Source organism: Sphingopyxis sp. BSNA05 (assembly GCF_013265645.1).
GTDB lineage: Bacteria > Pseudomonadota > Alphaproteobacteria > Sphingomonadales > Sphingomonadaceae > Parasphingorhabdus.
On the sequence record NZ_PYIA01000012.1, the window covers coordinates 78,575 to 102,192 of the forward strand.

23 protein-coding genes, 1 tRNA gene and 3 pseudogenes are annotated in these 23,618 nt (G+C 59.0%); 18 read left to right on the forward strand and 9 right to left on the reverse strand.

The annotated features are described in order from the left end of the window. Nucleotides 1–43 precede the first annotated feature (43 nt). From bamA to rpmE, 5 genes are all read left to right on the forward strand, one after another. Entirely contained in the window at nt 44–2,695 is a 2,652-nt protein-coding gene (gene bamA, locus C8024_RS01360; protein WP_173202738.1) for an outer membrane protein assembly factor BamA, read from the forward strand. Beyond that, on the forward strand, nt 2,695–3,078 hold the full coding sequence (locus tag C8024_RS01365) for a hypothetical protein (protein ID WP_173202679.1): 384 nt from the start codon (nt 2,695–2,697) through the stop codon (nt 3,076–3,078). Before bamA ends, C8024_RS01365 begins: the two co-directional genes overlap by 1 nt. Then, on the forward strand, nt 3,057–3,386 hold the full coding sequence (locus tag C8024_RS01370) for a hypothetical protein (protein WP_367947085.1): 330 nt from the start codon (nt 3,057–3,059) through the stop codon (nt 3,384–3,386). The genes C8024_RS01365 and C8024_RS01370 overlap by 22 nt, the downstream gene beginning before the upstream one ends. A 10-nt stretch (nt 3,387–3,396) precedes the next feature. Further along, a complete protein-coding gene (gene fabZ, locus C8024_RS01375) occupies nt 3,397–3,855 on the forward strand; it encodes a 3-hydroxyacyl-ACP dehydratase FabZ (RefSeq protein WP_100095224.1) in 459 nt (152 codons plus the stop codon). Nucleotides 3,856–3,965: 110 nt separating this feature from the next. Beyond that, nucleotides 3,966–4,196, forward strand: a complete 231-nt coding sequence (rpmE, locus tag C8024_RS01380; RefSeq protein WP_100095223.1) for a 50S ribosomal protein L31 — start codon at nt 3,966–3,968, stop codon at nt 4,194–4,196. A gap of 33 nt (nt 4,197–4,229) precedes the next feature. Here the strand turns inward: rpmE and C8024_RS01385 are convergent, their stop codons facing one another. The 6 genes and pseudogenes from C8024_RS01385 to C8024_RS01410 form a co-directional block, all read right to left on the reverse strand. Then, on the reverse strand, nt 4,230–5,177 hold the full coding sequence (locus tag C8024_RS01385; RefSeq protein WP_173202681.1) for a biotin-dependent carboxyltransferase family protein: 948 nt from the start codon (nt 5,175–5,177) through the stop codon (nt 4,230–4,232). Further along, a complete protein-coding gene (locus C8024_RS01390; protein ID WP_173202682.1) occupies nt 5,174–5,317 on the reverse strand; it encodes a hypothetical protein in 144 nt (47 codons plus the stop codon). The genes C8024_RS01385 and C8024_RS01390 overlap by 4 nt, the downstream gene beginning before the upstream one ends. A gap of 5 nt (nt 5,318–5,322) precedes the next feature. Further along, nucleotides 5,323–5,844: pseudogene (locus C8024_RS22700) on the reverse strand (allophanate hydrolase subunit 1); the annotation flags it as partial. Further along, nucleotides 5,841–6,599, reverse strand: coding sequence for a 5-oxoprolinase subunit PxpA (pxpA, locus tag C8024_RS01400; RefSeq protein ID WP_173202683.1), 759 nt, complete (start codon nt 6,597–6,599; stop codon nt 5,841–5,843). The pseudogene C8024_RS22700 and the gene pxpA, both read right to left, overlap by 4 nt. Next, the gene (locus C8024_RS01405; protein ID WP_254305454.1) at nt 6,596–7,774 is read right to left on the reverse strand and encodes an NRAMP family divalent metal transporter; all 1,179 of its coding nucleotides are present in this window, start codon (nt 7,772–7,774) and stop codon (nt 6,596–6,598) included. Before C8024_RS01405 ends, pxpA begins: the two co-directional genes overlap by 4 nt. A gap of 52 nt (nt 7,775–7,826) precedes the next feature. After that, on the reverse strand, nt 7,827–8,468 hold the full coding sequence (locus C8024_RS01410; protein WP_173202684.1) for a 2OG-Fe(II) oxygenase: 642 nt from the start codon (nt 8,466–8,468) through the stop codon (nt 7,827–7,829). A gap of 107 nt (nt 8,469–8,575) precedes the next feature. Here C8024_RS01410 and gspJ point away from each other — a divergent pair, with 107 nt between their 5' ends. The 4 genes and pseudogenes from gspJ (at nt 8,576) to C8024_RS01425 (ending at nt 11,527) form a co-directional block, all read left to right on the forward strand. Beyond that, nucleotides 8,576–9,190 carry a type II secretion system minor pseudopilin GspJ gene (gene gspJ, locus C8024_RS20700; RefSeq protein WP_254305455.1) on the forward strand — a complete coding sequence of 205 codons (615 nt, stop codon included), beginning with the start codon at nt 8,576–8,578 and terminating at the stop codon, nt 9,188–9,190. Next, nucleotides 9,187–9,984, forward strand: coding sequence for a type II secretion system minor pseudopilin GspK (gene gspK / locus C8024_RS01415; protein WP_367947086.1), 798 nt, complete (start codon nt 9,187–9,189; stop codon nt 9,982–9,984). Before gspJ ends, gspK begins: the two co-directional genes overlap by 4 nt. A 286-nt stretch (nt 9,985–10,270) precedes the next feature. Then, nucleotides 10,271–10,347: transfer RNA gene (locus C8024_RS01420), tRNA-His, on the forward strand. A gap of 129 nt (nt 10,348–10,476) precedes the next feature. Continuing rightward, nucleotides 10,477–11,527, forward strand: a pseudogene (locus C8024_RS01425) (Leu/Phe/Val dehydrogenase). A 310-nt stretch (nt 11,528–11,837) separates the two neighbouring features. Here the strand turns inward: C8024_RS01425 and C8024_RS01430 are convergent. The 3 genes from C8024_RS01430 to C8024_RS01440 form a co-directional block, all read right to left on the reverse strand. Beyond that, on the reverse strand, nt 11,838–12,881 hold the full coding sequence (locus C8024_RS01430) for a phytase (protein ID WP_173202685.1): 1,044 nt from the start codon (nt 12,879–12,881) through the stop codon (nt 11,838–11,840). Continuing rightward, nucleotides 12,881–15,718, reverse strand: a complete 2,838-nt coding sequence (locus C8024_RS01435) for a TonB-dependent receptor (protein ID WP_173202686.1) — start codon at nt 15,716–15,718, stop codon at nt 12,881–12,883. Before C8024_RS01435 ends, C8024_RS01430 begins: the two co-directional genes overlap by 1 nt. 297 nt (nt 15,719–16,015) lie before the next feature. Further along, a complete protein-coding gene (locus C8024_RS01440; RefSeq protein ID WP_367947087.1) occupies nt 16,016–16,393 on the reverse strand; it encodes a DUF983 domain-containing protein in 378 nt (125 codons plus the stop codon). 124 nt (nt 16,394–16,517) lie between these two features. Between C8024_RS01440 and C8024_RS01445 the strand changes: the two genes are divergently transcribed. The 9 genes and pseudogenes from C8024_RS01445 (at nt 16,518) to C8024_RS01485 (ending at nt 23,502) form a co-directional block, all read left to right on the forward strand. Further along, nucleotides 16,518–16,838, forward strand: coding sequence for a transcriptional regulator (locus C8024_RS01445; RefSeq protein ID WP_100095213.1), 321 nt, complete (start codon nt 16,518–16,520; stop codon nt 16,836–16,838). A gap of 11 nt (nt 16,839–16,849) precedes the next feature. After that, nucleotides 16,850–18,514, forward strand: coding sequence for a SulP family inorganic anion transporter (locus C8024_RS01450; protein WP_173202687.1), 1,665 nt, complete (start codon nt 16,850–16,852; stop codon nt 18,512–18,514). Nucleotides 18,515–18,685: 171 nt separating this feature from the next. Further along, nucleotides 18,686–19,404, forward strand: a pseudogene (ccmC, locus tag C8024_RS01455) (heme ABC transporter permease CcmC). After that, on the forward strand, nt 19,401–19,532 hold the full coding sequence (gene ccmD / locus C8024_RS01460; protein ID WP_123906359.1) for a heme exporter protein CcmD: 132 nt from the start codon (nt 19,401–19,403) through the stop codon (nt 19,530–19,532). Before ccmC ends, ccmD begins: the two are co-directional and overlap by 4 nt. Then, on the forward strand, nt 19,529–19,978 hold the full coding sequence (gene ccmE / locus C8024_RS01465; protein ID WP_173202688.1) for a cytochrome c maturation protein CcmE: 450 nt from the start codon (nt 19,529–19,531) through the stop codon (nt 19,976–19,978). Before ccmD ends, ccmE begins: the two co-directional genes overlap by 4 nt. Then, nucleotides 19,975–21,912 (forward strand): heme lyase CcmF/NrfE family subunit, encoded by a 1,938-nt coding sequence (locus tag C8024_RS01470; RefSeq protein WP_173202689.1) that lies wholly within the window; start codon nt 19,975–19,977, stop codon nt 21,910–21,912. The genes ccmE and C8024_RS01470 overlap by 4 nt, the downstream gene beginning before the upstream one ends. Beyond that, complete coding sequence (locus C8024_RS01475; RefSeq protein WP_173202690.1) at nt 21,909–22,436, forward strand: DsbE family thiol:disulfide interchange protein; 528 nt, start codon at nt 21,909–21,911, stop codon at nt 22,434–22,436. Before C8024_RS01470 ends, C8024_RS01475 begins: the two co-directional genes overlap by 4 nt. Beyond that, entirely contained in the window at nt 22,433–22,849 is a 417-nt protein-coding gene (locus tag C8024_RS01480) for a cytochrome c-type biogenesis protein (protein ID WP_173202691.1), read from the forward strand. The genes C8024_RS01475 and C8024_RS01480 overlap by 4 nt, the downstream gene beginning before the upstream one ends. Then, nucleotides 22,849–23,502: a tetratricopeptide repeat protein gene (locus C8024_RS01485; protein ID WP_100095206.1), complete on the forward strand. Its 654-nt coding sequence runs from the start codon at nt 22,849–22,851 to the stop codon at nt 23,500–23,502. Before C8024_RS01480 ends, C8024_RS01485 begins: the two co-directional genes overlap by 1 nt. Nucleotides 23,503–23,618 lie beyond the last annotated feature (116 nt).

Below are 23,618 nucleotides of genomic sequence, written 5' to 3' on the forward strand. Positions count from 1 at the left end.
GAGTTTGTCTGTGAATCATAAAAAGCGGCTTTTGCCCTTGTTAATGTGCGGCACGATTTTGAGTGGCGCAGCGGTTTCTTCGCAGGCGCTCGCGCAGGAAGCGGCGCAGGCCGTGCCAGCGGCTCCTGCCGATGATATTATCCGCTCGATTGTGGTCAATGGCGCCCAGCGACTGGAGCCGACCACGGTCCTCTCCTATATGAAATTGCGGACCGGACAGCCCTACACCCAGGAATCTGCCGACCAGGCGCTGAAGGATTTGTTCGAGACCGAATTGTTCAAGGATGTCAGCATCCGGAACAACCAGGGTGCCGTGATCATCGAGGTTGTCGAAAATCCGGTGATCAACCGTATCCTGCTGGAGGGCAACAAGCGGATCAAGGAAGACAAGATCTATCCGGAAATCCGGCTGGCGCCGCGTCAGATCTTCACCCGTTCAAAGGTGCGCGCCGACGTGGCCCGGATCGTCGAGCTTTACAAGCGCAAGGGCCGCTTCGCGGCCAATGTCGAACCGAAAATGGTGCAGCTGGACCAGAATCGCGTCGATATCGTTTTCGAGATCAATGAAGGACCCAAATCCAAGGTCCAGCAGATCAACATCATTGGCAACGAAGAATTTTCCGACGGCAAGCTGCGCGGGGAAATGGTAACCAAGCAGTCGCGCTTCTACCGTTTCTTCAGCTCCAGCGACACTTATGACCCGGATCGCCTGGCCTTTGACCAGCAGAAGCTGCGTCAATTCTATCTGACCGAAGGCTATGCCGATTTTCGCGTCATCTCGGCTGTAGCCGAACTCACGCCCGACAAGCGGGATTTCATCATCACCTATGTCGTGGAAGAGGGCGAGCGGTACCAGTTTGGGGAAGTGTCGGTCGAAAGCGACATCCGCGATTTCACGCCCGAGTTCCTGACGCCACAGCTGCCGATGAAGACCGGAGACTATTACGACGCAAAGCAGGTCGAAGACACGGTCGAGCGCTTGTCGGAAACCGCCGGCCTGTTCGGCTATGCCTTTGCCGACGTTCGCCCGCAATTTACGCGGAACAAAGAAACGCTGACCATGGATATTCTCTTCCAGGTTGCGGAAAGCGATCGCGTTTACGTCGAGCGGATCGATATCAACGGCAATACATTAACTCAGGACAAGGTCGTGCGCCGGGAATTCCGGCTTAACGAGGGCGATGCGTTCAACAGTTTCCAGGTCAAGCGCTCGGCCAACCGGATCAAGTCGCTCGGTTTCTTCCAGGAAGACCTCGAGATCGAGCAGAAGCAGGGCAGCGCCCCGGACCGGATTATCTTGGAAGCCAATGTCGAGGAAAAGGCGACCGGCGAACTGCAGCTTTCCGCCGGTTTCTCCAGCGTCGAGAATTTCATCCTCCAGGCGTCCGTGCGACAACGCAACTTCCGCGGCAAGGGTCAGGAATTGCGCGCCAGTGTCAGCTATTCGAGCTATTCACAGTCGATCGAGCTTGGTTTTACCGAACCCTATCTCTTTGACCGGAATATCGCGGTTGGTGCCGACGTCTTTCGTCGCGATCTGAACAGCTTCAACTATGTCAACAGCGACCGCCAGACCACTTTCGAGCAGCTCACGACAGGCTTCCAGATTCGTGCCGGCGTACCGATTACCGAATATCTGTCCGCCTCTCTTCGCTACGGTCTCAGTCAGGACGATGTGACGCTGGAGCCGAGTCTGTTCTTTACCGATAGCAATGCCGATGGAATTCGAGGCAACAGCGAAGCTGATGATTGTGATCCGCTGCTCGCCGGGCGTTACCTGTGTGATGCACTGGGCACGCGTACAACATCGTCGCTGGGCGCATCGCTGATTTACGATGACCGTGATAATCGTATCCGGCCAACCCGGGGTCAGTCCATCGTTGGTAGCCTCGATTTCGCCGGATTGGGCGGGAGTGTCAAATATCTCCGCGGCCGTTTGAATGCTTCCAAACATTGGCGCGTTCTGGGTGATTTTATCTTCACGGCGAAGGCAGAAGGCGGATATATCCATCCTCTGGAAAACCGTGGAAGTGAAGCGGACGGCATTGACGATATCCGTCTGACAGATCGCTTTTTCCTCGGTGAGCCACAAATTCGCGGCTTCGATATCCGCGGTGTGGGGCCACGCGTCGTACGTTCATCTACAATTCCCGGGCTGGATACCAATGGTAATCCGATCAACGAGATTGTCGAGTTGACCAACGGTACCCAGACGGACGATGCCATCGGTGGCCGTGCCTATTATCTGGGACGGGCAGAGCTGGAAATCCCGCTCGGTTCGGGCGCCAGCGAGCTTGGCCTGCGGCCTTCGATCTTTGTCGACGTGGGTGCCGTCTTCAATGTGGTTCAGCCTCTGCTTCTGACAGATGCGCAAACCCAGGCATTCAGCACCCAGGACAGTCAGGGCAACGCGTCGCCCACAGGCGCTGCGGCACCGCTCTATCTGACCACCGATACCAACGGGGCGGCTGCAACCACGTTCGATGCGACGACCAACGGGGTCGCCAACCCGATCGCTACCAGCTTCACCGAGCGCTTCTTCGGTGATTCGATCAGCCCACGCTTGTCCGTGGGTTTTGGTGTAAACTGGAATTCACCATTCGGTCCATTCCGGATCGACATAGCCAAGGCTCTGCTGAAAGAGCCGGGCGATGACACAAAACTATTCACCTTCAACGTAGGAACACAATTCTGATGACACGTTTTTTGAAAACTGCACTCACCGTTCTCGCTGTAACTGCTGCGCCCCTGGCCGTTGGTTCGGTCGCGAACGCGCAAGTTTCGGGCATTGCTACGGCAAACCCGACCCTGGCTATTGCAAAGACAAAAGCCCTTTCGGCTGCCTATGCGCAGATTGGAACGCAATATAAGTCTTATTTCGACCAGATCGATACCCGCAACAAAACCCTGAACGGACTGCGCGCACAACTGGATACGAACAACGACAAGCAACTGACGCAGGAAGAGCTCGATGCGGCGGTGAAAGCAAAAACCCCGTTTTGCAGACCATTCAGGCCGAAGAGGCCGAAATCCAGAAACTGCAGACTCCAGCCGTCATGGCCCAGATGTTTGTGGTAGAAGGCATTTTCGCCGAATATGGCAATGCCCAGCAAAAGGTGGTCTCGGACAAGAAGATCAGCGTTATCCTGGACCCGGAAGTATTTCTCTATGCTCCGTCCCAGGTTGACGTAACCAACGATATCACGGCAGCTCTTGATGCAAGAGTTCCGTCCGTCAGCACGACACCCACGGCAGGCTGGCAGCCGCAGCGTACCACCGTAGCGCTGCACCAGCAGTTGCAGCAACTTCTGGTTGCCAGTGCTCGTAATCAGGCCGCTCAGCAGCAACAGCAGCAGCCTCCCGCAGCGCAGCCGGCCAGTCGCTAGTTGATCGCTAATGACAGAGCTTCTGGATTATGATGTAACCAAGGTGATGGCGGTACTGCCGCATCGCTATCCCATGCTTCTCGTGGACCGGGTGGAAGAGCTCGTGAAGGACGAGTCGATACGGGCGGTCAAGGCGGTCACGATCAACGAAGGCTTTTTCCAGGGTCATTTCCCTGGTCGACCGATCATGCCCGGTGTGATGATTGTCGAGGCGCTGGCGCAGGCCGCCGGCGTTCTCGCCATGGAAAGCTTCGACATGGTGGGGTCAGGCAAGCTGGTTTATTTCATGGCGATTGACGGAGCAAAATTCCGTCAGCCGGTTGAGCCTGGCTGCTTGTTGTCGCTGAATGTCAAATTCGAACAAAAGCGCGCGCGCGTGTGCAAATTTTCAGGGCAGGCAATGATTGGCGACAAGCTGGCTGCAGAGGCAAGCTTTACCGCCATGATTGCGGACCCTCCCGCGGCATAGGCTTTTTCAAAAGAATCTTGCCCTTTTGTCATTCGGCGGTTAATGGGCCGCTTCCGTTAAATTTATTCGCTTTGGGTCTGGTCGGTAACCAGCCTGTTTAGGAGCCGAAAATGAAATCCGATACGCATCCAGACTATCACATGATCACCGTTCAGATGACCGATGGCACGACTTTCGAAACCCGCTCGACCTGGGGCAAGGAAGGCGACACGCTGCAACTGGACATCGATCCTTCCTCGCACCCTGCATGGACTGGCGGCAACCAGCGCCTTATGGATCAAGGTGGCCAGGTGGCCCGCTTCAACAAGCGCTTTGGTGGTCTGTCGCTCAAAAAGAGCTGATTGTTCTCGAGGCTGTTGAACAGCCTCGATATATCACCACAATTTTATCCGGCCGAGCCATGGAGACAGCAGGGAAAGCTTTTCCCGGTAAATGTCCATGGCCTTTTCCGGCGTGGTTCGGACAAATCGAATCCGCGACCCCGTAGCCAGCTGACCGATCAGATGACGGTCGGCGCGGATCACTTGCGCAATCCGGGGATAGCCTCCGGTGGTCTGGGCGTCCGGACCGAGCAGATAGGGTTGCCCGCTAGGCGGCAATTGTATTGTGCCGGGAAAAACTGCTGCGCTGGGCATATCGGCCGATTCGCTCGCGCTCAGTGCTGTTCCCTCAAGAGCGATGCCCATACGGTTGGCGCGACCGCCCGCTATATAAGGGGCAAGGCACAGGTTATCGAGCAGGCTTTCGCTGATTTGGTCCGTTTCCGGACCCGGTGTGATTCTCAAAACATGATCATAACTGAAATGCGGCCTGAGATGCTCCGGCGTGATCCGCTCTCCCGCCGTCTCCGGCGAATCCGGTGAAAATGTGATGACATCGCCATTTCCAAGCGCCCGTCCCTGAAAGCCGCCGAGCCTTGCTGCCAGATAGGTTGAACGGCCTCCAAGCAAGCTCTCTGCATGAATAGCTGCCGATATCGCCAGATAGGTCCGGCATCCCGGGCGGCTGGGGCCGATATCGATCCTGTCCCCGGCCTTGATCTCCAGCGTCCGATGCAACGGTTGCTCGTCGCCATTGATCCGGAGATATTCCGCTGCGCCGACCACCGCGAGGGAGCAGGGCTCGTTGAACCGGAAACTGGCATCGGTCAGCGCGATCTCGATTGCGGATTCGCCAAAGGATTTGGCGACCAGAAAATTCGCCAACGCCAGTGAAAGACAATCGGCGGCGCCCGCAGCGGGCATACCCAGATGCCGGTGGCCGGTATAGGGAGCACCTTGCAACGTTGTTTGCAGGCCCGCTTTCAGAACGGTGATGCTCATTCTTCCGCTTCCGTCTCCCAATTGTCGAACATGTCTTTCGAAATCGGTTCAAAGCGCACGGTTGCTCCGGCGGAGAGTAGAGCAGGCTTTTTCTGGCCGGATCGAACAGGCGAAGCGGTGTCCGGCCGATAATGGGCCATCCGCCCGGGCTGTCAAAGGAGTAGATGCAACTCTGGCGACCGATGATTCCGATCGAACCGGCCGCTACTGATTGGCGCGGAGTTGCCAGCCGCCCGATTGTGTCGCATTCCTCCATGCTCTGGAGATAGGCAAAGCCCGGCATGAAACCCAGCATGGCCACCCGCTGGGTCCGGGCTGCATGCCATTTTGGCAATATATCCAGGTCTATCCCGATTTTGTCCGCTACGAATTCCCGATCCGGGGCAAATGCCCCATCGTAGCACACGGGAATCGCCACTGTGGAGGAAGATTCGCTGGCCATGGGGGCCAGCCTTTCCATTCGTTCCGATGCTATCCGGACCGCTTCGGCGGGCGAGAGGAGGGCAGGGTCGAACTGGGCCGCTATGCTGTCGATACCAGGGACAATTTCCGTCCAGTGACCGTCGGTCGATAGCGCGGATTGTGCTGCCAGGATCATATCCCAACCGGGCAGAGAAATACTGATCCAGTCATCGCAAATATGAATAGAGTAAGTCTGTCCGGTCATAGCCCGAGCGTGCCGATCACAATGCCAGCCTGTTCCAGCGCCCTGCGCATTTTTGTCGCTGTTTCCAGAGCTCCGTCGCTGTCCGAATGGAGGCAGAGGCTTTGCGCAGGGACGGTCAGCGTTGATCCGTCCTGCGTGGTCAGTGCGGCACCGCGGGCCAGATCAAGGCCTTGCCGGATTCGCTGGTCCTCCTGTGCAATGACTGCCCCTGCTTCGCTGCGCGGAACCAGTCTACCCTCGCTTGTATATCGCCGGTCAATGAATGCTTCGGTGATAAAACCGATATTTCCCTCTGATGACGCCTGCTGGATTAGCGATCCGGCCATGCCCATTAGCGGAAGTCTGGATTGCGACGCGATGCCGACCAGCAGTCTGGCCAGATCGGGATCATCCTGGGCATCATTGTACAGAGCGCCATGCGGCTTGATATGGGTAAGCGCCACACCGACTTCTGCTGCAATCGCGGCGATGGTACGCAACTGCTCCGTCAGGCTCACAACCAGATCCGTGAGCGTGATATTCATGGAGGTACGGCCGAAACCTGCCCGGTCCGGATATGAGGGGTGCGCGCCCGGAGCGATCGCCTTGGCCTTCGCGGCGGATAGCATGGTGCGCATGCTTTTTTCCGAACCGGCATGGCCGCCGGTCGCGATGTTGCAGCTGGAGACGACATTCATGATAGCGATATCGCGAGCGATGCCGTCAGGACTTTCGTCTTCGCCAAGGTCGGCATTCAGATCGATGACACGGGTCATGGCCAGAAGCCTAGCGCGCGGGCGATCAACCGGAAACCCAAAGCGGTGGTGATCAGCAATATTGCTGCCCCGAGAATATTGGCCCGGACACCGTTGGCATATGTTCCGAGTAGCGCGCGGTTATTCGCGAGCCGAAGCAGGAAAATCGCGATGATGGGGAGTAGCAGACCATTTGCAATCTGGGCCACGAAGATCAGTTCGACCGGGCGATAGCCGAGCAACGCAGCAAACATTCCGGAGAGAATCACGATAAGTGCACCGATCCGGAAGGGCCAGCGCGAGTTGGAGGTGGTGAAAATTTCCTGCACGATATAGCCGGTGGCCAGCGGAGCGGTGATCGCAGAGGTCAGGCCCGCTGCAAAGAGCCCCGCGCCAAGCGTGATCGTTGCCAGGTTCCCGAAGAGCGGGGTAAGCTGATGGGCCATGTCGACCGCATTTTCGATCGTCTTGCCGCTGCCGAAAAGACTGGCCGCGGCGGTGGCCATTATCGTCATCGATACCAGCCCGCCGATACCGATGGAAATCCTGTTGTCCAGTTGCGCTTCGGGCATTTGTTCCTTGTTCCAACGGTCGCGCACGCTCGCCGCATGCAGGAACAGGTTATAGGGCACGATGGTAGTGCCGATGAGCGCGATTGCGGTCAACAGGCCCCCCTCCGGTACCGCAGGCACAAAACCTCGCAGCAAGGCACCGAGATCGGGTCGGATGAGCAGAAAGGTCAGGATGAAGGCCGCGCTCATCAGCAGCACCAATGCTATCAGTATATTCTCCACCCATCGCGGTTTCGAAAATATCAGCATGGCCGATGCGACGAGGGCGATGGTGATGATCACCGGCGCCATGCCGAAGGGAAGCGAACCGCCGTTTATCGCTTCAAGCCCAAGCGCAGCTCCCGACATATTGCCCGCTTCATAGGCTGCATTCCCGAGGACGAGCGCGGAAATCAGCAACAAGGCCGCCAGTGCGCGGACTATCGGTGATGTCACGGACTTCAGCATCGCCTCGGCCAGCCCAAGCTGGGTAACCAGCGCGATGCGGATGGCAAAGGACTGGAGGACGATCGTGGTAATGGTGGCGAACAGCAGTGCCCAGAGCAGCGCGAAGCCGAAATTTGCTCCGGCCAATGTGCAGGCGGTGACCGTTCCCGGGCCGATAAAGGCAGCGGAGACCATCATGCCGGGGCCGGGGCGGTAGCGAGTCAGTTTTATTGATTTGAAGGCAATAGGCTTATCCGTTCCAAGGCCAGGGTTTCTCCCGAAACCATTTGGTGATTACATATTTCGTGCCGCGCCGGACTTTCATGCCGTGGTGCAATGTCCATTCGTTGACGCTGCCATCAACATTCCGGTTGTTCCAGCACAGCAATGTACCGGTTTCCGGGGTGAAGCTCTTCTTGAACCGGGTGAAGCGTGTAGCCCCGCCGGCGTCGGGTTCGTTAAGATAGAGCATGAAGGTCCAGGTGCGCTGTCCGGAGATCGAGCAATATTTGATGAAATCCTGACCGGCGGGATCGAAAAAATCCGTATGTGCCTTGAATTCCTGACCCACCGCATAACGCTGGCCCTGCAGTGGTTCGCCATATTTCCTGTCGATATTGGCAAAGCCGCAGATCTTCGCGTCGATTTCCGCTACGAACCGGTCTTGATGATCGAGATCACAGGTTTCGCTGGTTCGAAAATAGTCGTCACCGTTCGGATCGGCAATGGTGGAGGGGCGCCGCTGCTCGTCGATCATGGCCACCAACCTGCTGCATTCATCGGAGTCTAGAAAGTTCCTGACGATGCACAATTCTATTTCCTTGCGCGGAAAGCGCTGCACCTTTCCCAGTGCGACAAGATAGTCAGCCGATGTATTGTTGGCTTGTGTCATATCACCGTCCAAAATTGCCACTAACTATCCCGCTTCACGATAAATGAATCCCTGTTGATCGCAACCGCTGTTTGCGGTTCAGGCCAGTCTGAATATAAGCGAGGACGATGGACAAAATTCCTGCCAATTCCCGCGATCGCAACGGCTTCACTCTGGTCGAGATGATGGTCGCGCTGTTCATTTTCGCGATGCTCTCGGTCGCCGGGGTGATCATGCTGCGCTCGGCTGTCGACAGCGACGAGATAACCGCAGAGAATCTGGGGCAGATGGCGGAAATGCAGCGCTTTGTTTCCTTGATGGAGGCTGACCTGAGCCAGGCCTTGCCGCGGACCTATCGCGATGATCGCGGCGACCGGATGCCGGCTTTTGCCAGCGAGAGTGGTGGAGCCGAGGCGGCCTTTTTGAAATTCACGCGGGGCGGCCAGAGCAATATCAACGGTCAGGCGCGATCCAATCTGGAGCGGGTCGAATATCGGCTGACGGACGGCAATCTGGAGCGCTGGCGATACCGGATGACCGACGGCGGGTCGATTGATCAGCCGGCGGTTCTGATCTCGAACATCGATGCGCTGGAGCTCCGCTTTCGCGACAAGCGCGGAATATGGTCGGATCGCTGGGCAACCGAGCGGCTGGCAGACTTGCCAAGGGCGATCGAGATCCGCTTCGAACAACGGGGTCGCGATTATCGCCATCTGTTCCTGGTCGGGGCCGGCTATCTGTGAACGATGTTCGGGAGATAGGAACCGCAAGAGAGCGGGGGGCGGCGCTGCTGACGGTCCTGTTGCTGGTCGCCGTGATCGCGATACTGGCGGCGCACGGGATTGACCGGCTGGCTGGCGCGACCAAGCTGGCCTCCAACGCGCGGGAACTGTCACAGGCCAAGGCCTATCTGATAGCCGCCGAATCGATCGGCATGCGTTCCGCCGAAGAGATCGTATCGCTATCGCCGGGCCGGACGATCAATGTCGGCGGCTGGAACGGCAAGGAGCAAAGCTTTCCCGTGCCGGGCGGAATCATTACGGCATCGCTGTCCGACGGCGGCAATTGCTTCAACATCAACAGTCTGGTCACGCAGCAGCAGGACGTCCTGACGGCAAGGCCGGAAGGGCTGGCGCAATTTTCGCGGCTGATGGTGATGCTGGGCATATTGGACGGCGATGCCGTTGATATTGCGGAGTCGGTCGCGGACTGGATCGACAGCGACATGGTGGCGGCCCCCCGCGGTGCGGAGGATCAATATTATCTGCAGCAGGAGACGCCCTTCCGCACGGCCAACGCATTGATCGTCGACATCAGCGAGTTGCGGACCATCAAGGGCGTGACCGACGATGTCTATGTCCGCATCGCGCCGTGGCTGTGCGCGCTGCCGACCACCGATCTGTCGCCGATCAATATCAACACGCTGCGGCCGGAGCAGGCGATATTGCTGGCCATGCTTGGCGCGCTGCCGTCCGACCTGACACCCGCCCGCCAGTTTCTCGGGGCGTCCGGAACTGGGCTATGCCAGCCTCAATGACTTCTGGGCGCAATCCTATCCGGCGAGCCTCGGCGCGACGTCCGAAGTCCAGAGCCAGGTCAAGCTGACCACCCGCTGGTTCCGCGTCGATCTCGCGGTCGAGATGCAAAGCGCGCTGGTCGAGGAGCGCGCCCTGATCGATGCGGCGCGGCAACCGGCCCGGCTGGTCCACCGCCAGCGTGGCGATGCGTTTTAATTCCAGATTGCCCCGCTAAATGCTTGACGATTGCCACCGCCTATCCCTATGGACCCCATCGCAATGCGGCTATATAGTGCGCGGCTTGTGGCGATCGTAGCTCAGTTGGTTAGAGCGCCGGTTTGTGGTACCGGAGGTCGGGGGTTCGAGACCCCTCGATCGCCCCATTTTTCCCTGAAGACGACGATGCGTTACCAGGCCATCACCACATGGCCGGGCTGCAAAGTCTTTCTTTATTTGTAATTAAATTACAGCTATGGGATATTTAATTACTCCAATTGCCAGGGATAACCGCCATGAGCGTGATGTGGGACTTGCCGGATTTTGACGACCATGAAGCGGTCCATTTTTCCATGATGCCGACAGTGGCCTCAGCGCGATTATCGCGCTGCACAGCACCCATCTCGGCCCCGGTGCCGGCGGCACCCGCTTCTGGCACTACGAAAACCGCGAAACCGCAGTAACCGACGCGCTGCGCCTGTCGCGCGGCATGAGCTTCAAAAACGCCATGGCCGGACTGCCACTGGGCGGCGGCAAGGCGGTGATTCTCGCCGACCGCAACCGGACCAAGACACCCGAAATGCTCGCCGCTTTCGGCCGGATGATCGAGTCGCTCGGCGGCCAATATGTCACCGCAGAAGATGTCGGAATCACCGCGGCAGACATGGTCGCTTTGACCAAGGAAACCAAATATGTCTCCGGCCTGCCGGTCAGCAACAGCGGAGAAGCCGGCGGCGATCCCGGACCTTTACCGCCATGGGCGTCTATCTCGGCGTGAAGGCCGCTGTAGCGCACAAGCTTGGACGCGACACTATGGACGGCGTCCATGTGGCGATCCAGGGCGTAGGCAGCGTTGGCGGCGGTCTTGCCCGTTTGCTGGCCAGGGATGGCGCGAAGCTGAGCATCGCCGATATCAACAAGGACCATGCAGCAGCGCTGGCAAAGGAAATCGGCGCAACCGTCGTCGGCCTTGACGAGGTCATGCGGATCGAGGCAGATGTATTCAGTCCCAATGCCTTGGGCGCGATACTGGATAAAGTCTCTATCGCCCATCTCAATGTTCCGATCGTTGCCGGTGGCGCCAACAACCAGCTAGCGACTCCCGGAGACGGCCAGCGAATCTTCGACCGCAACATCCTGTTTGCACCGGATTATGTCATCAACTCCGGCGGCATCATCAGCGTCGGTCTGGAATATCTCGGCGACGGCGACGTCAAGGAAGTCAATCGACGGGTCGCGATGATTCCACAGCGGCTGACCGAGATCTGGGAACAGAGCGCGGCACAAAAACTTCCGGATTCAGATGTCGCCGACAATATGGCAATGGCGTTGATCGGCCGGGGCTAGGCCCAGGCTGAACTTTACACAGTTCAATGCTTTTATTTTCTGTGACCTTTGCCTGAAAGGAACAGATTTCTGCCATTTCTGGGCCGCCATGCCGGCGCCTAGTGTGACCTTTGGATTTTCCGCCCCGGTGCGCGGAGTTTCAAAGGTCGTGTGAGCATCCTCCTTCCGTTCAAATATCAAAGAGCCTGTCCCGCGCATGGCGAAGGACAGGCCGGAAGATAGAGGATAGGGTCGACTGTAGGAAAGCAGTTTTGACGGGATGACGGAAGAGAGGCCGCGGCGACGCTCCCTTCCGTTCCATTCGTCAATATTATGGCGCGACGGCAGCCTTGATCTTCGACCAGCTGACCAGCTTGAAATTCTGCGTGCCGCCTTCATTTGCGCCATCCTGCATCACCATCAGGCCTTCGGGATAGGCCGGACCGAAATCGCCCAATATGACTTCGATCCCGTCCGTTTCCGACGTGCCGTCTATGGCGCCATCGACCAGGCGGAAGCGGTTCACATAGGCGCCCGTGATCAGGTCATAGAGCACATAGGCATTGTCGCCTTGGCTGGAGGCGACCAGATAGCCGCCGGTTTCTCCGCTTGGCGCGAGTGCCAGTCCTTCGACATCGGCGACCAGTTCTTTGCCATTGATATTGGCAAAGCGCTGCGGCTCGAAATTGTCGGCATTCAGATCGAACAGCCATATGCCGCTATTCTCTTCGCCGACATAAAGCCGCCCGGTGCGGTCATCGACGACGCAGCCCTCTGGTTGCGTCGCCAGCTTGTGTTCGCGGCTGATGGTCGCGCTCGGCGTGCTGCCTTCAAAGGAGAGGGTGATCTCGCGGACAAAGCCGCTTTTCTCGATCATATAGGCGAAGGTCTCGCCGCCGCTGTCTTGACCGAAGCAGAACCCATAAGCTTCGCCGGGACCGGCGGGATATTTGCCTAGCAAAGTCAGTTCCGCGGATTCGGGATCGAGCCGGTAGAGACCGATATGCGCGTTGGCGCGGTCGTTGCGGATGCTCGCGCCGACCAGCACAGTCTTCTCGCCACCGATCATGACTTCGCGCAGATCGACATTGTTCAGTTCGCCTTCCGGCAGGAAGGATTTCTTGCTGCCATCCAGACCGTAGACATAGAGACCGGCGCGCTTGTCGGTCCCGATGATCAGGCTGTTTGCCGGGTCCCCGGCATTGCGCCAGATCGCCGGATCGTCGGCTGCATCGCGGTTGACGGTGCCGACCGGAACGGTTTCCGCGTCGGCCGTCAGTGCGAGCGTCGGCGCTGAAGAGACTGTACCGGAGGGGGTTGCGCAACCGGACAGAGCGAGGCTGCCGAGCAGCAGAGGGGAGAGTATATTTTTCATCACATCGTTATCTTTGCGCCAAATTTGAAGGTCGAGCCATATTCTTCATATTGCAACAGCCGCTTGCGCGTATCGAAATTCTGATAGGCGAAATATTTGGCATTGTTGATATTGATCCATTCGGCGAACAACCGGATATTCTTGTTCAGCTTGAACTTCACGCTGGCGTCGAGCTGGAAATGATTGTCGACATAGCGGTCCTCGCTGGCTTCCGCGCCGAGTTCGTCGAGATAGCGGTCCCGATAGGTGCCTGCGAGACGAAAATCGAACGGGCCTTTCTCGTAACCCAGTACCGCGTTGAACGTGTGCTTGGAGCTGCTCGGCAGAGTGATGCTGCGCAGATCGGTGATATCACCGTCCGTCGGCACCGTGCCGGTGGCATCGGTATAGGTATAGTTGAAGTTGACGAGAAAGCCGTCGAGCGGATCGGGCAGGAAATTGAGTGCCTGCGCAAAGCCTAGTTCGATACCGAAGACTTCGGCGCTGCTACCGTTGATCGGGATGGTCGCCTCGTCAAAGTCTATGCCGAAGCGGGTGCCGTTCTCCTCAAGCGATTCGACGATGAAATTCTTGATATCCTTGTAGAACAGGTTCGCCGTCAGCGCGCCGTTCGAGCTGAAGTAAAATTCGGCGGACGCATCGAAGTTCCAGGCTTCGTAAGGCAGCAGGTCGGGATTGCCGAATTCGCCTTCGCGCTCGTCATCGTCATTCTGTTCGACAGCGAAACGGGGGGCCAGATCGGACAGATTGGGTCTCACCACGCTGCGATAGCCGGCGGCGCGCAATACCAGATTGCGCTGCGGTTCGAAGCGGATATTGAGGCTCGGCAGCCAGTCGTCATAGCTGCGCGAGAAGCTGTTGGGCGCGACCACGACTGTGTCTTCGGTAAAGGTCACGCCGCCAAAGGTTGCGTCTTCCTCGACCAGGGTCACCGTGTTGGCGGAAATGACATTTTCCGTGCGTTCGAAGCGCACACCGCCGATGACGCGCAGCTTGTCGCTGTCCCAGCGACCGAGCAGATAGCCGGCGTAAATATCTTCTTGGTTCACATAGTCGGAAACAGCCGAATCAAACTGGCTGTCGATTTCCTGAAGTTCGAAATCGCCGAAATTGGCGCGGAAATATTCGGTCGGACCGCTATGGCTGGCAACCGGACCGAGATCGGTGATACGATAGGTCTGGGTACCCAGCACATCGGCCAGTGTGTAAGTGCCGGTGCTGTCTTCGTAAAATTCAACGTCATTGTCGTAGCGTTTTTCGCGCCAGCGGCCCTTGAAGCCGGCCTGCACGGTGAAATCACCATTGCCCATCGCGAACTGGCGGGAGACGTCCAGCTTTGCCGAAAATTCCTCGTCCTCTGCCGCCGACAGAGCGGTCAGTTCGACATCGTCCAGCTCATATAGACCAGGGTCGTTGGCCAGGGCAGAACCGGAAGCGTAGCTGTAAGTCGGGATGCGACCGTCCGCATAATCGAACAGGACGCTGAGCCCGTCGTCTTCGAACTTGTTGGAAAAGGTCGTGGGGTCGAGCGAACCATCTTCATTCTCGCTCGATTTCGACCAGCTGCCCGAATATTCAACTTTCCAGGGACCGGTTTCGGTCTTGCCGCCGAGCACGACGGAACGGATCTTCTGGCTTTCCATGCGGTCCTTGATGTCCCGTTCGATCTCGATTTCACCGTCGGCGTCGTCGAACAGAGCGCTGTTGGCGTCGCCGCTGCTGGCTTCCTCGTCGAGCTTGAAGGTCGTGCGTCCGCGAAATTCCTGATCATCGAACTGGCTGTAGATGCCGCGCACATAGAGTTCGGTGCTGTCGCTGGCGCGGAAATCGAAGGACAGCGAGGCGCTGATCCGTTCGCGTTCGACGTCATAGTCGCGGTACTGGACCTCCTCGGCATAGACGACGCCGTCATCATTGACGTCCCAGCCTTCGGCTTCGATATTGTCGGTCTCGAACTTGCGCTTGTAATAGGACAGGCCGCCCGCGACGCCGATATTGTCGGTCAGACGGGTCGAGAAATCGATGCTGCCCTTTGGTGAAACATGGCCGGCATAATCATTGTAGCTGCCTTCGATCTTGCCGGTCAGCAGGTCTTTCTTGCGGTCAAAGGCGCTGACCGTCTTGATCTCGATCGAGGCGCCGATCGTGTCGCCGTCCATGTCGGGGGTCAGTGATTTCTTGATTTCGATCGATTCGATGAGGTCGCTGGAAATGACGTCGAGCGCGACCGAGCGGACATCGCTTTCGGGCGAGGGGATGCGCACACCGTTGAGCGAGGACGCGTTCAGATTGGGGTCGAGGCCGCGGACCGATACGAAGCGGCCTTCGCCCTGGTCGTTGAGGATGTTGACACCTGGAACGCGGCGGAGCGATTCAGCGACATTCTGGTCGGGAAACTGGCCGATCGCATCCCGGGTCAGGACCGAGGAAACACCATCGGCCTCGCGCTTGCGGGAAAGCGAACTGGCCTGGTTGGCACTCTGGCCGATGACCAGGATTTCCGTGCCTGCACCGCTTTGCAGCAGTATATTGGCGACAGTGGGGCTGGCGTCGCTGATCGTGATGCTGGTCTGGCTGGTGTCCGCGCCGATATAGCGGGTCTCCAGCGTATAGGTGCCGGCCGGCACATCGGGGAAGCGATAGCTGCCGTCGCGACCGGTGGTGACCACCCGGTCCAGCTCGACGATGCGGACCTGGGCCGCCTGCAAGCCTCTGGTTTCGCTGGAGTCGCTGACCACGCCGCTCACCGTACCCGCCGTAGCGACGCCCGGCAGAGCCAGCAGGACAGCCGCCGATCCGATTAGTAACTCTTTGCGAAACTTAGATATTCTGGCCATGATGCCCTCCGGTAAATCTGATGTACCGGGCCTCTAGGCGCTAATTGTGAAGGGAAATGACCGTTTCGAAGACTCCGGGATGAATCTTTATTGACGGTTTCGTGACACGCGCGGAAAAGCCTGCGCCATATCGCTGCTGCTGGCCTTTTCGGAACGGCGGTCCGGGCTGTCAGCGATCCTGGCCAGTGTCGGACAGAAGCGCTGCGCGCGGACGGGGAGGTTTTTCAAATCCGTTCAGGCCCAGCCACCATTGCAGGGCGATGATCGCGCCTTTGGCCGGTTGCAGCAGGGCGGCTATCAGGCAAGCGCCATGATGATTATGATCAGCAGATTGGTCCACATGGAGAAGGCAGTCTCGTTGATCATGAAGATGATGACGGGCGCGAGTATATGGCCGGTGACGATGATCGCCACATAGGCGGGGAAATCATCGGCCTGTTGCGCGGTCCAGTCCTGGCCACATAGCGGGCAACGGTCGACCGGCTTGAGCAGCCGGGGAAACATCTTGGCTTTACCGCAGCTGGGGCAGCGGCCGAGCAGGCCGCGCGTGAAGGCCTCGGACGCCGATTTCGGCAGCGCCGGGGCGACAGATGCTTCCGGTAGCGTGGGAGAGGCTTCGTCGCGGTTGCTCATGTCGTCGACGATCCTGTCGAGCAAAGTCTCAAATCCGGCCATTCACCTTGTCCTGTCTATATGTCTGAGCCGCAGAGGCCGGCGTTGATGAATATTCTCTATACACCATCAGGATAAATTGTTAATACTGATATTTGATGTATAATATATCAATAGGGATAGATTGATGATCACGTCACAACAGATGCGGGCCTCTCGCGCCCTGCTGGGGATCGATCAGCGGCAACTGGCCGGCCTGGCTGGCCTGTCATTGCCGACGATCCAGCGCATGGAAGCCTCGGACGGGCAGGTGCGCGGCGTGGTCGACACGCTGGTCAAGGTCATCGGCGCACTGGAAAACGCCGGGATCGAGCTGATCGGGGAAAATGCGCCAAGCACCGGTATCGGTCGCGGCGTGCGGCTGCGCGAGACGACGGGAGGCAAGGCGGCAAGCGCAGTGGGCTCGATCCTGTTCGATCAGGCGGGGTCGGACGCGGCAACCGAATAGAGGCTCGGCCGATGAACAGCTTCACGCCCAAAATTTTCACGACGATGCGCGAAGGCTATGATTTCGGCCTGTTCAAGGCTGATGCGGTCGCCGGTCTGACCGTCGCGATCGTGGCGCTGCCCCTGTCGATGGCACTGGCAATCGCCAGCGGTGCCTCGCCCGACAAGGGGCTGGTCACCGCGGTTATCGCCGGCTTCCTGATCTCCTTCCTCGGCGGTTCCCGGGTGCAGGTTGGCGGGCCGACCGGCGCCTTCGTCGTGGTCGTGTTCAATGTCATCGCCCAGCATGGCTATGACGGCCTGCTGATCGCGACATTCATGGCGGGGCTGATCCTGATCGCCGCGGGGGCGTTCAAGATCGGGCGGCTGATCAAGTTCATCCCGCATCCGGTGGTCACCGGCTTCACCGCCGGGATCGCGGTGATCATTGCCTCCAGCCAGGTGAAGGATTTTCTGGGCCTGTCTCTGGAGACGGTTCCGTCGGAATTTCTGCCGAAATGGCAGGCCTATTTTGGTGCCATGTCGACGGTGCACATGGCGACCCTGCTGATCGGTCTCGGTGCTTTCTGCGTGATTATCGCGCTGAAACGATACGCGCCGAAGCTGCCGGGTTTCCTGATCGCGCTCGTGCTGGCCTCGATCGTGGTCGCGCTGCTCAAGCTGCCCGTCGATACGATCGGGACGCGCTTTCCGGATATGCCGGTGACCCTGCCGATGCCCTCGCTGCCCGTCGTGACCTGGGCAAGGGTCGCGGAATTGCTGCCTTCGGCTTTCACCATCGCCTTTCTCGCGGGAATCGAAGCTTTGTTGTCAGCTGTGGTCGCTGACGGGATGACCGGCACCCGCCACCGGTCCAACCAGGAGCTGATCGGGCAGGGCGTCGCCAATCTCGGTTCGGTGGCCTTTGGCGGACTGCCCGCGACCGGGGCGATTGCGCGGACCGCGACGAATATCAAGGCGGGCGCGAAGACGCCCGTGGCCGGCATGATGCACGCGCTGTTCATTTTGCTCTTCATCCTGCTGGGCAGCAGCCTGATGGCCTTTGTGCCAATGGCCGCGCTGGCGGCGATCCTGTTCGTCGTCGCCTGGGGCATGTGCGAGATCGACCGGTTCATCGCGCTGCTGCGCATGCCCAACAGCGACCGCGCGGTTCTGCTGCTCACTTTCGGGCTGACGATATTGGTCGATCTGACCGTGGCGATCGGCGTCGGGGTCACCTTGGCGTCGCTGTTGTTCATGGCGCGGATGAGCGAGACGGTGCAGCTGGAGAACGGCAATGGACCCGATCCGGATGATGATGCCGATGACCTGAGCCAGCGCGACGATCTCCCGAGCGGCGTCGAGGTGTTCCGGATCAGCGGACCGGTGTTTTTCGGGGTGGCGGGTGAATTGCTCGACGCGATGCGCAAGATCGGACGGACGCCCAAGGTCATCATCTTGCGGATGCGGCTGGTGCCGATGCTCGATGCCAGCGGCGTGACGATGATCGAGGAATTTATCGAGCAGGCCCGCGTCTCCGGCGCCAAGATCATCCTGTCCGGCGTGCAAGCGCAGCCGCGGGAAATGCTCGGGCGGATCGGCCTGGTGAACGACGATCTGGCGGGCGTCTATTTTGAAGATGATTATGCTGCCGCGCTCCGCCTGGCCGAGCAATTGACGATGATCACTATCCACTAGCCGGGCAGGCGGAAAAGGCGAGGACGGTCTCCGGGACCCGTCTCGTTACCGGTTTTGCGACCGCGCAGCTGCCCGCAATACGGAAAAACGCTTGTCGCCTTGCCGCGCTTCTGCCATCGAAAGCCGCGATTGATGTTGAACATCCGTAACCGAGGCAATATCGCTTTACCCATGCACGCCTATGCCAATCCCACCCGCTTCCTGTCACTTGCCAGGCCGCTGACGCCGTTTTTGCTTTTCGGCGGGATCGCCATGGTCCTGCTTGCCTGCATCTGGGGTCTGTGGGCGACGCCGGCCGAGCGGTTGCAGGGCGATACGGTGAAGATCATCTTTGTCCATGTGCCAATGGCGTGGCTCGGCATGGCCGGATGGTCCGGCATTGCGATTGCCAGCATCTCCGAACTGATCTGGCGGCATCCGCTGGCCTCGCACGCGGCGCGCGCGATTGCGGTCCCCGGAGCATTATTCACTCTGCTATGCCTGATCACCGGCGCGATCTGGGGGCGTCCGGCATGGGGCACCTGGTGGGTCTGGGACGGCCGCCTGACCTCGATGCTGGTGCTGTTCTTTCTCTATCTCGCCTATATCGTGCTGGCCAACGAGACCAGCAAAGGCAAGGGACAGAGCCGGATTGCCGCAATTTTTGGCGTCGTCGGCATTATCAATCTGCCGATCATCCGTTTTCGGTTGAATGGTGGGAGACCCACCATCAGGGCACGAGCATCAGTATCATGGGCAAATCCACGATCGATACGCTCTATTTATGGCCTCTATTGGTTTCGGCTATAGGTTTCTCTCTCTTGTTCGGCGCGATTGTGCTTATGCGGATGCGAGCCAGTCTGGCGCAAACCAAAGTCGATGCGCGGCTGAAAAGGATGGCAGCAGAATGAATCATTTGCCCTTTGTGATTGCATCCTATGCGTTTGTGCTGTTGGGCACAGCCTTGGTCGTGGCGCATAGCTATCTGGCGATGCGCAAAGCGGAAGCAAAGGCAGATCAGTTGAGCAAGCGGAAATGAAAGCAAAGCATCAAAGACTGACACTGGCGCTGCTGGCGGTGGTTGCACTGGTCGGTGCCGGGTTGCTGGCGGCTTATGCGCTGCAGGATCAGGCCAGCTATTTCTACACGCCATCCGATATTGCCCAACAACAGCCGCAAGCAGGCGCGGCCATCCGTCTGGGCGGCATGGTGGAGGAAGGTTCTATCCAGCGATCGGCCGATGGGGTTACCGTGCAGTTCATCGTGCAGGATGCCGGCGCCCGTCAAAAAGTCACCTATACCGGCATCACCCCGGATCTGTTTGTCGAAGGATCGGGCGTTGTCGCCGATGGCCGGCTCGATGCCAATGGCATGTTTGTCGCCGAGACCTTGCTCGCCAAACATGACGAAAATTACATTCCGCGCGAGCTGGAAGGCATTGATATGACATCCAGCAAACAAGTAACCGAGACGCTGGTCCAATGATCGCCGAAACCGGTCTGATCGCGCTCTGGCTGGCCGCCGCGCTGGCGCTGCTGCAATTTGCGCTCGGGGCCATTGGCCTGCGGGCGGAGCGGGACGATTATTTTGCCGCGATCCGTCCGGTTGCGGTGGCCCAGGGCCTGTTTGTCAGCCTCTCCTTCCTGCTGCTGATTTGGCTGTTCCTCCGCTCCGACATGTCGGTCCGGCTGGTGGTGATGAACAGCGCTTCGGTAAAGCCGTTGCTCTACAAATTTGCCGGGACCTGGGGCAATCACGAAGGATCGATGCTGCTCTGGGTCACGGTCATGGGGCTGGCCGGTGCGTTTATTGCGCTATTCGAACGGTCGCTGAACAAAAGAACCCTCGTGGCGACGCTGGCGGCGCAGGCATTTATCAGCCTGGGCTTTTACGCATTTCTGCTGGTGTCTTCCAATCCGTTTGAGCGGATGTTCCCGGTACCGGCGGACGGGCAGGGGCTTAATCCGCTGCTGCAGGACCCCGGTCTCGCCTTCCATCCGCCGACGCTCTATTTCGGCTATGTCGGACTCTCCGTAGCATTTTCCTTCGCGGTCGGCGCGATGATTACCCGCGATGTCGGAGCGGCTTTCGCCAAGGCAATGCGGCCCTGGGTGCTGGGCGCCTGGATATTCCTGACGCTGGGCATCACGGCGGGCAGCTACTGGGCCTATTACGAGCTGGGCTGGGGCGGCTGGTGGTTCTGGGACCCGGTCGAAAATGCCTCGCTCATGCCGTGGCTGGCGGCGACCGCCCTGCTTCATTCGGTCACAGTGCTGGCAACCCGCGACAGTCTGCGCGCCTGGACGCTGATGCTGGCTGTGGTCGCATTTTCCATGTCGATGATCGGGACTTTCCTCGTGCGCTCCGGTATATTGACCAGCGTGCATGCTTTTGCGGTTGATCCCGAACGCGGCAGCTTCATATTGGCCTTGCTCGCCATCTATATTGGCGGAGCCATGGCCTTGTTCGCGCTGCGCGTCGGTACGGTGAAGGAAGGCAAGCGGTTTGAACTGGTCAGCCGGGAAGGCGCGCTGGTTGCCAATAATCTGCTTCTGTCCGTGATTTTGGCGCTGGTGTTTATCGGCACGCTCTATCCTTTGCTGGTCGAGGCGGTGACGGGGGACAAGCTGTCGGTCGGGCCGCCCTATTTCAATCTCGCAACGGGTCCGCTGGCGCTGCTACTGGTCGCCGTCATGGCGGCAGGGCCGTTGCTGCGCTGGCGACGCGATAATCTGAAAGCCTTACTGAACCGCATTTCGATACCGATATTGGTCACTGCCGCCGCTCTCTTTGCGCTGGCCCTGTTCACCACCGGCATGTCGATCCTCGCGCTGCTCGGGCTGGCGCTGGCTGCGGGTGTTGCCGTTGCCAGCTTCGCGCCGCTGTGGAAGCGCAATCTGCGCCGCACGCCGCTGCACACTTATGGCATGGTCATCGCCCATTTCGGTATCGCGGTGGCGCTGGTCGGCATGGCGTGCGAAAGCAGCTTTACCGAAGAGCGACTGGTCGCGGCACAGCCGGGTGACGACATCACCGTCAACGAGTGGAAATTGAAATTCGAGGCCATCGAGCCGATGGCCGGACCCAATTGGACCGCGCTCGAAGGCCGGATAACGGCGCAATATGGCGATGGAGCGATTCACGAGATCACGCCGCAAAACCGGATGTTCGCCGCGGCCCAGACCCAGACCAGCGAAGCGGCGCTGCTGACTCGCTGGAACGGACAGCTCTATGTCGTGCTCGGTGATGGCGACAGCGAAGGACGCTGGCAGATACGGGTCTGGTGGAAGCCGTTCGTCACCCTGATCTGGTATGGCGGCATATTGGTCGCGCTGGGCGGCTTTCTGGCGATGGTCGGCCGTTTGCGGCGCGGCTATAAACAGCGCAAGCAGCGCGAATTTGTCGAGGCGACACTGTGAATCGCTGGCTGCTCTGGCTGCCGCTGGTGCTCTTCGGCCTGTTCTTCGCCGCGGTTGCGACCGGCCTGATCATGCCGAAGGATAATATTATCGAGAGCAAGATGGTCGGCAAGCCGATGCCCGCCTTCGCTTTGCCAGCGGCAATCGAGCAGCGACCCGGCTTGAGCAGCAATGATCTGGTAAAAGGCAAGCCGACCTTGCTCAACATCTTCGCCAGCTGGTGTGTGCCCTGCATCGCCGAGGCGCCGCAGTTGCTGGAATTGCAGAAAGCCGGCGTTGAAATCAACGCGATTGCCAGCCGAGACACGCCGGAAGATATCGCCAATTTCCTGAACCGCTGGGGCAATCCCTATACGCGGATCGGCACCGACACGACCAGCAAGGTGCAGCTCGAACTGGGCTCATCCGGTGTGCCCGAGACCTTCGTCATCGACGGCAATGGTATCATCGTTCACCAGCATATCGGTGATATCCGGCAAGAAGATATCGACAAGCTGCTGGAACTGCTGGAGGATGCGGGATGACGAGATTTCTGGTCCTGCTCTGCCTTTGCCTGGCCGCTCCGGTTGACGCGCAAACCGGCCTGCCGCCCGCACCTTATGCCGACCGGCAGTTGGATGATCCCTCGAAAGAGGCCGCCGCGCGCGATCTGATGGAAGAATTGCGCTGCCTGAAATGCCAGAGCCAGTCGATTGCCGACAGCAATGCACCGATGGCGGGCGATATGCGCAGTCAGGTGCGGGAACGCATCGCCGCTGGCGAAACGCCCGAGCAGGTCCGCAGCTGGCTGATTGAACGCTATGGAAACTGGGTATCCTATGATCCGCCGATATCCTCGGCCGTAACCTGGCCGCTGTGGATCGCGCCGATCATTCTGCTGCTGGCTGCCCTGTGGCTGGCGCGCGGACGGTTCCGCAAACATCGGGGCGACGAATAATGGGCTGGATCATTCTTCTTCTGCTGGTGCTTGTTTGCGCCGGCGCCTTGATCGCATTGGGCAAAATGTCCCGCGCCACCTACGAAATAACCGGTGCGGCACTGTTGCTCGGGGTGGCCGGATACGCCTGGCAGGGGCATCCCGGCATGGCCGGCGTGTCGGTGGAGCCGACGGAAAAACCCAATAGCTTCGATGACGACAGCATCGATGCGCGCAACGACATGGGCGAACGTTTCGGAACCGCGCGGGAATGGCTGGTCTTTTCCGACTCCCTCAACCGGGCCGGAAAACATGGTGCGGCTGCCAATTATCTGCGCAACGGGGTGAAGGAACATCCCGAGGATCCCGATCTATGGGTCGGCCTCGGCAATGCGCTGGTGGTCCATGCAGACGGCGTCATTACGCCGGCGGCGCAATTCGCCTTTCAGAAAGCCGCCGATCTGTCGCCGGAACATCCCGGCCCGCCATTCTTCCTCGGACTGGCATATGCGCAGTCGGGCAAGATCGATCAGGCCCGGGCTATCTGGACCGAATTGCTGGAAAGAAGCAGTGCGGACGCGCCTTGGCGCGCGGATCTCGAGTCGCGGCTGGCGACCATGGAAAAGTTGCAACCATCGCTTCCGATGCCGCCGGAGACCCCTGCAGGGCAGTAAAAAGCTTGCATTTTGAATGGGTTGATATTCGCGGGCAGTCGGTTTGTTGCACCTGCTAAAAGCCGGTGCTAAGCGCTCGCGCTTGCTGAAAACAATGTCAGTAAACAGTTTGTTGT

Bases quoted from the DNA above. Each gene is read 5' to 3' on its own strand.
- bamA (WP_173202738.1), top strand. From the start codon at position 44: ATGTGCGGCACGATTTTGAGTGGCGCAGCGGTTTCTTCGCAGGCGCTC.
- C8024_RS01365 (WP_173202679.1), top strand. From the start codon at position 2,695: ATGACACGTTTTTTGAAAACTGCACTCACCGTTCTCGCTGTAACTGCT.
- C8024_RS01370 (WP_367947085.1), top strand. From the start codon at position 3,057: ATGGCCCAGATGTTTGTGGTAGAAGGCATTTTCGCCGAATATGGCAAT.
- fabZ (WP_100095224.1), top strand. From the start codon at position 3,397: ATGACAGAGCTTCTGGATTATGATGTAACCAAGGTGATGGCGGTACTG.
- rpmE (WP_100095223.1), top strand. From the start codon at position 3,966: ATGAAATCCGATACGCATCCAGACTATCACATGATCACCGTTCAGATG.
- C8024_RS01385 (WP_173202681.1), bottom strand. From the start codon at position 5,177: ATGAGCATCACCGTTCTGAAAGCGGGCCTGCAAACAACGTTGCAAGGT.
- C8024_RS01390 (WP_173202682.1), bottom strand. From the start codon at position 5,317: ATGGCCCATTATCGGCCGGACACCGCTTCGCCTGTTCGATCCGGCCAG.
- pxpA (WP_173202683.1), bottom strand. From the start codon at position 6,599: ATGACCCGTGTCATCGATCTGAATGCCGACCTTGGCGAAGACGAAAGT.
- C8024_RS01405 (WP_254305454.1), bottom strand. From the start codon at position 7,774: ATGATGGTCTCCGCTGCCTTTATCGGCCCGGGAACGGTCACCGCCTGC.
- C8024_RS01410 (WP_173202684.1), bottom strand. From the start codon at position 8,468: ATGACACAAGCCAACAATACATCGGCTGACTATCTTGTCGCACTGGGA.
- gspJ (WP_254305455.1), top strand. From the start codon at position 8,576: ATGGACAAAATTCCTGCCAATTCCCGCGATCGCAACGGCTTCACTCTG.
- C8024_RS01430 (WP_173202685.1), bottom strand. From the start codon at position 12,881: ATGAAAAATATACTCTCCCCTCTGCTGCTCGGCAGCCTCGCTCTGTCC.
- C8024_RS01435 (WP_173202686.1), bottom strand. From the start codon at position 15,718: ATGGCCAGAATATCTAAGTTTCGCAAAGAGTTACTAATCGGATCGGCG.
- C8024_RS01440 (WP_367947087.1), bottom strand. From the start codon at position 16,393: ATGGCCGGATTTGAGACTTTGCTCGACAGGATCGTCGACGACATGAGC.
- C8024_RS01445 (WP_100095213.1), top strand. From the start codon at position 16,518: ATGATCACGTCACAACAGATGCGGGCCTCTCGCGCCCTGCTGGGGATC.
- C8024_RS01450 (WP_173202687.1), top strand. From the start codon at position 16,850: ATGAACAGCTTCACGCCCAAAATTTTCACGACGATGCGCGAAGGCTAT.
- ccmD (WP_123906359.1), top strand. From the start codon at position 19,401: ATGAATCATTTGCCCTTTGTGATTGCATCCTATGCGTTTGTGCTGTTG.
- ccmE (WP_173202688.1), top strand. From the start codon at position 19,529: ATGAAAGCAAAGCATCAAAGACTGACACTGGCGCTGCTGGCGGTGGTT.
- C8024_RS01470 (WP_173202689.1), top strand. From the start codon at position 19,975: ATGATCGCCGAAACCGGTCTGATCGCGCTCTGGCTGGCCGCCGCGCTG.
- C8024_RS01480 (WP_173202691.1), top strand. From the start codon at position 22,433: ATGACGAGATTTCTGGTCCTGCTCTGCCTTTGCCTGGCCGCTCCGGTT.
- C8024_RS01485 (WP_100095206.1), top strand. From the start codon at position 22,849: ATGGGCTGGATCATTCTTCTTCTGCTGGTGCTTGTTTGCGCCGGCGCC.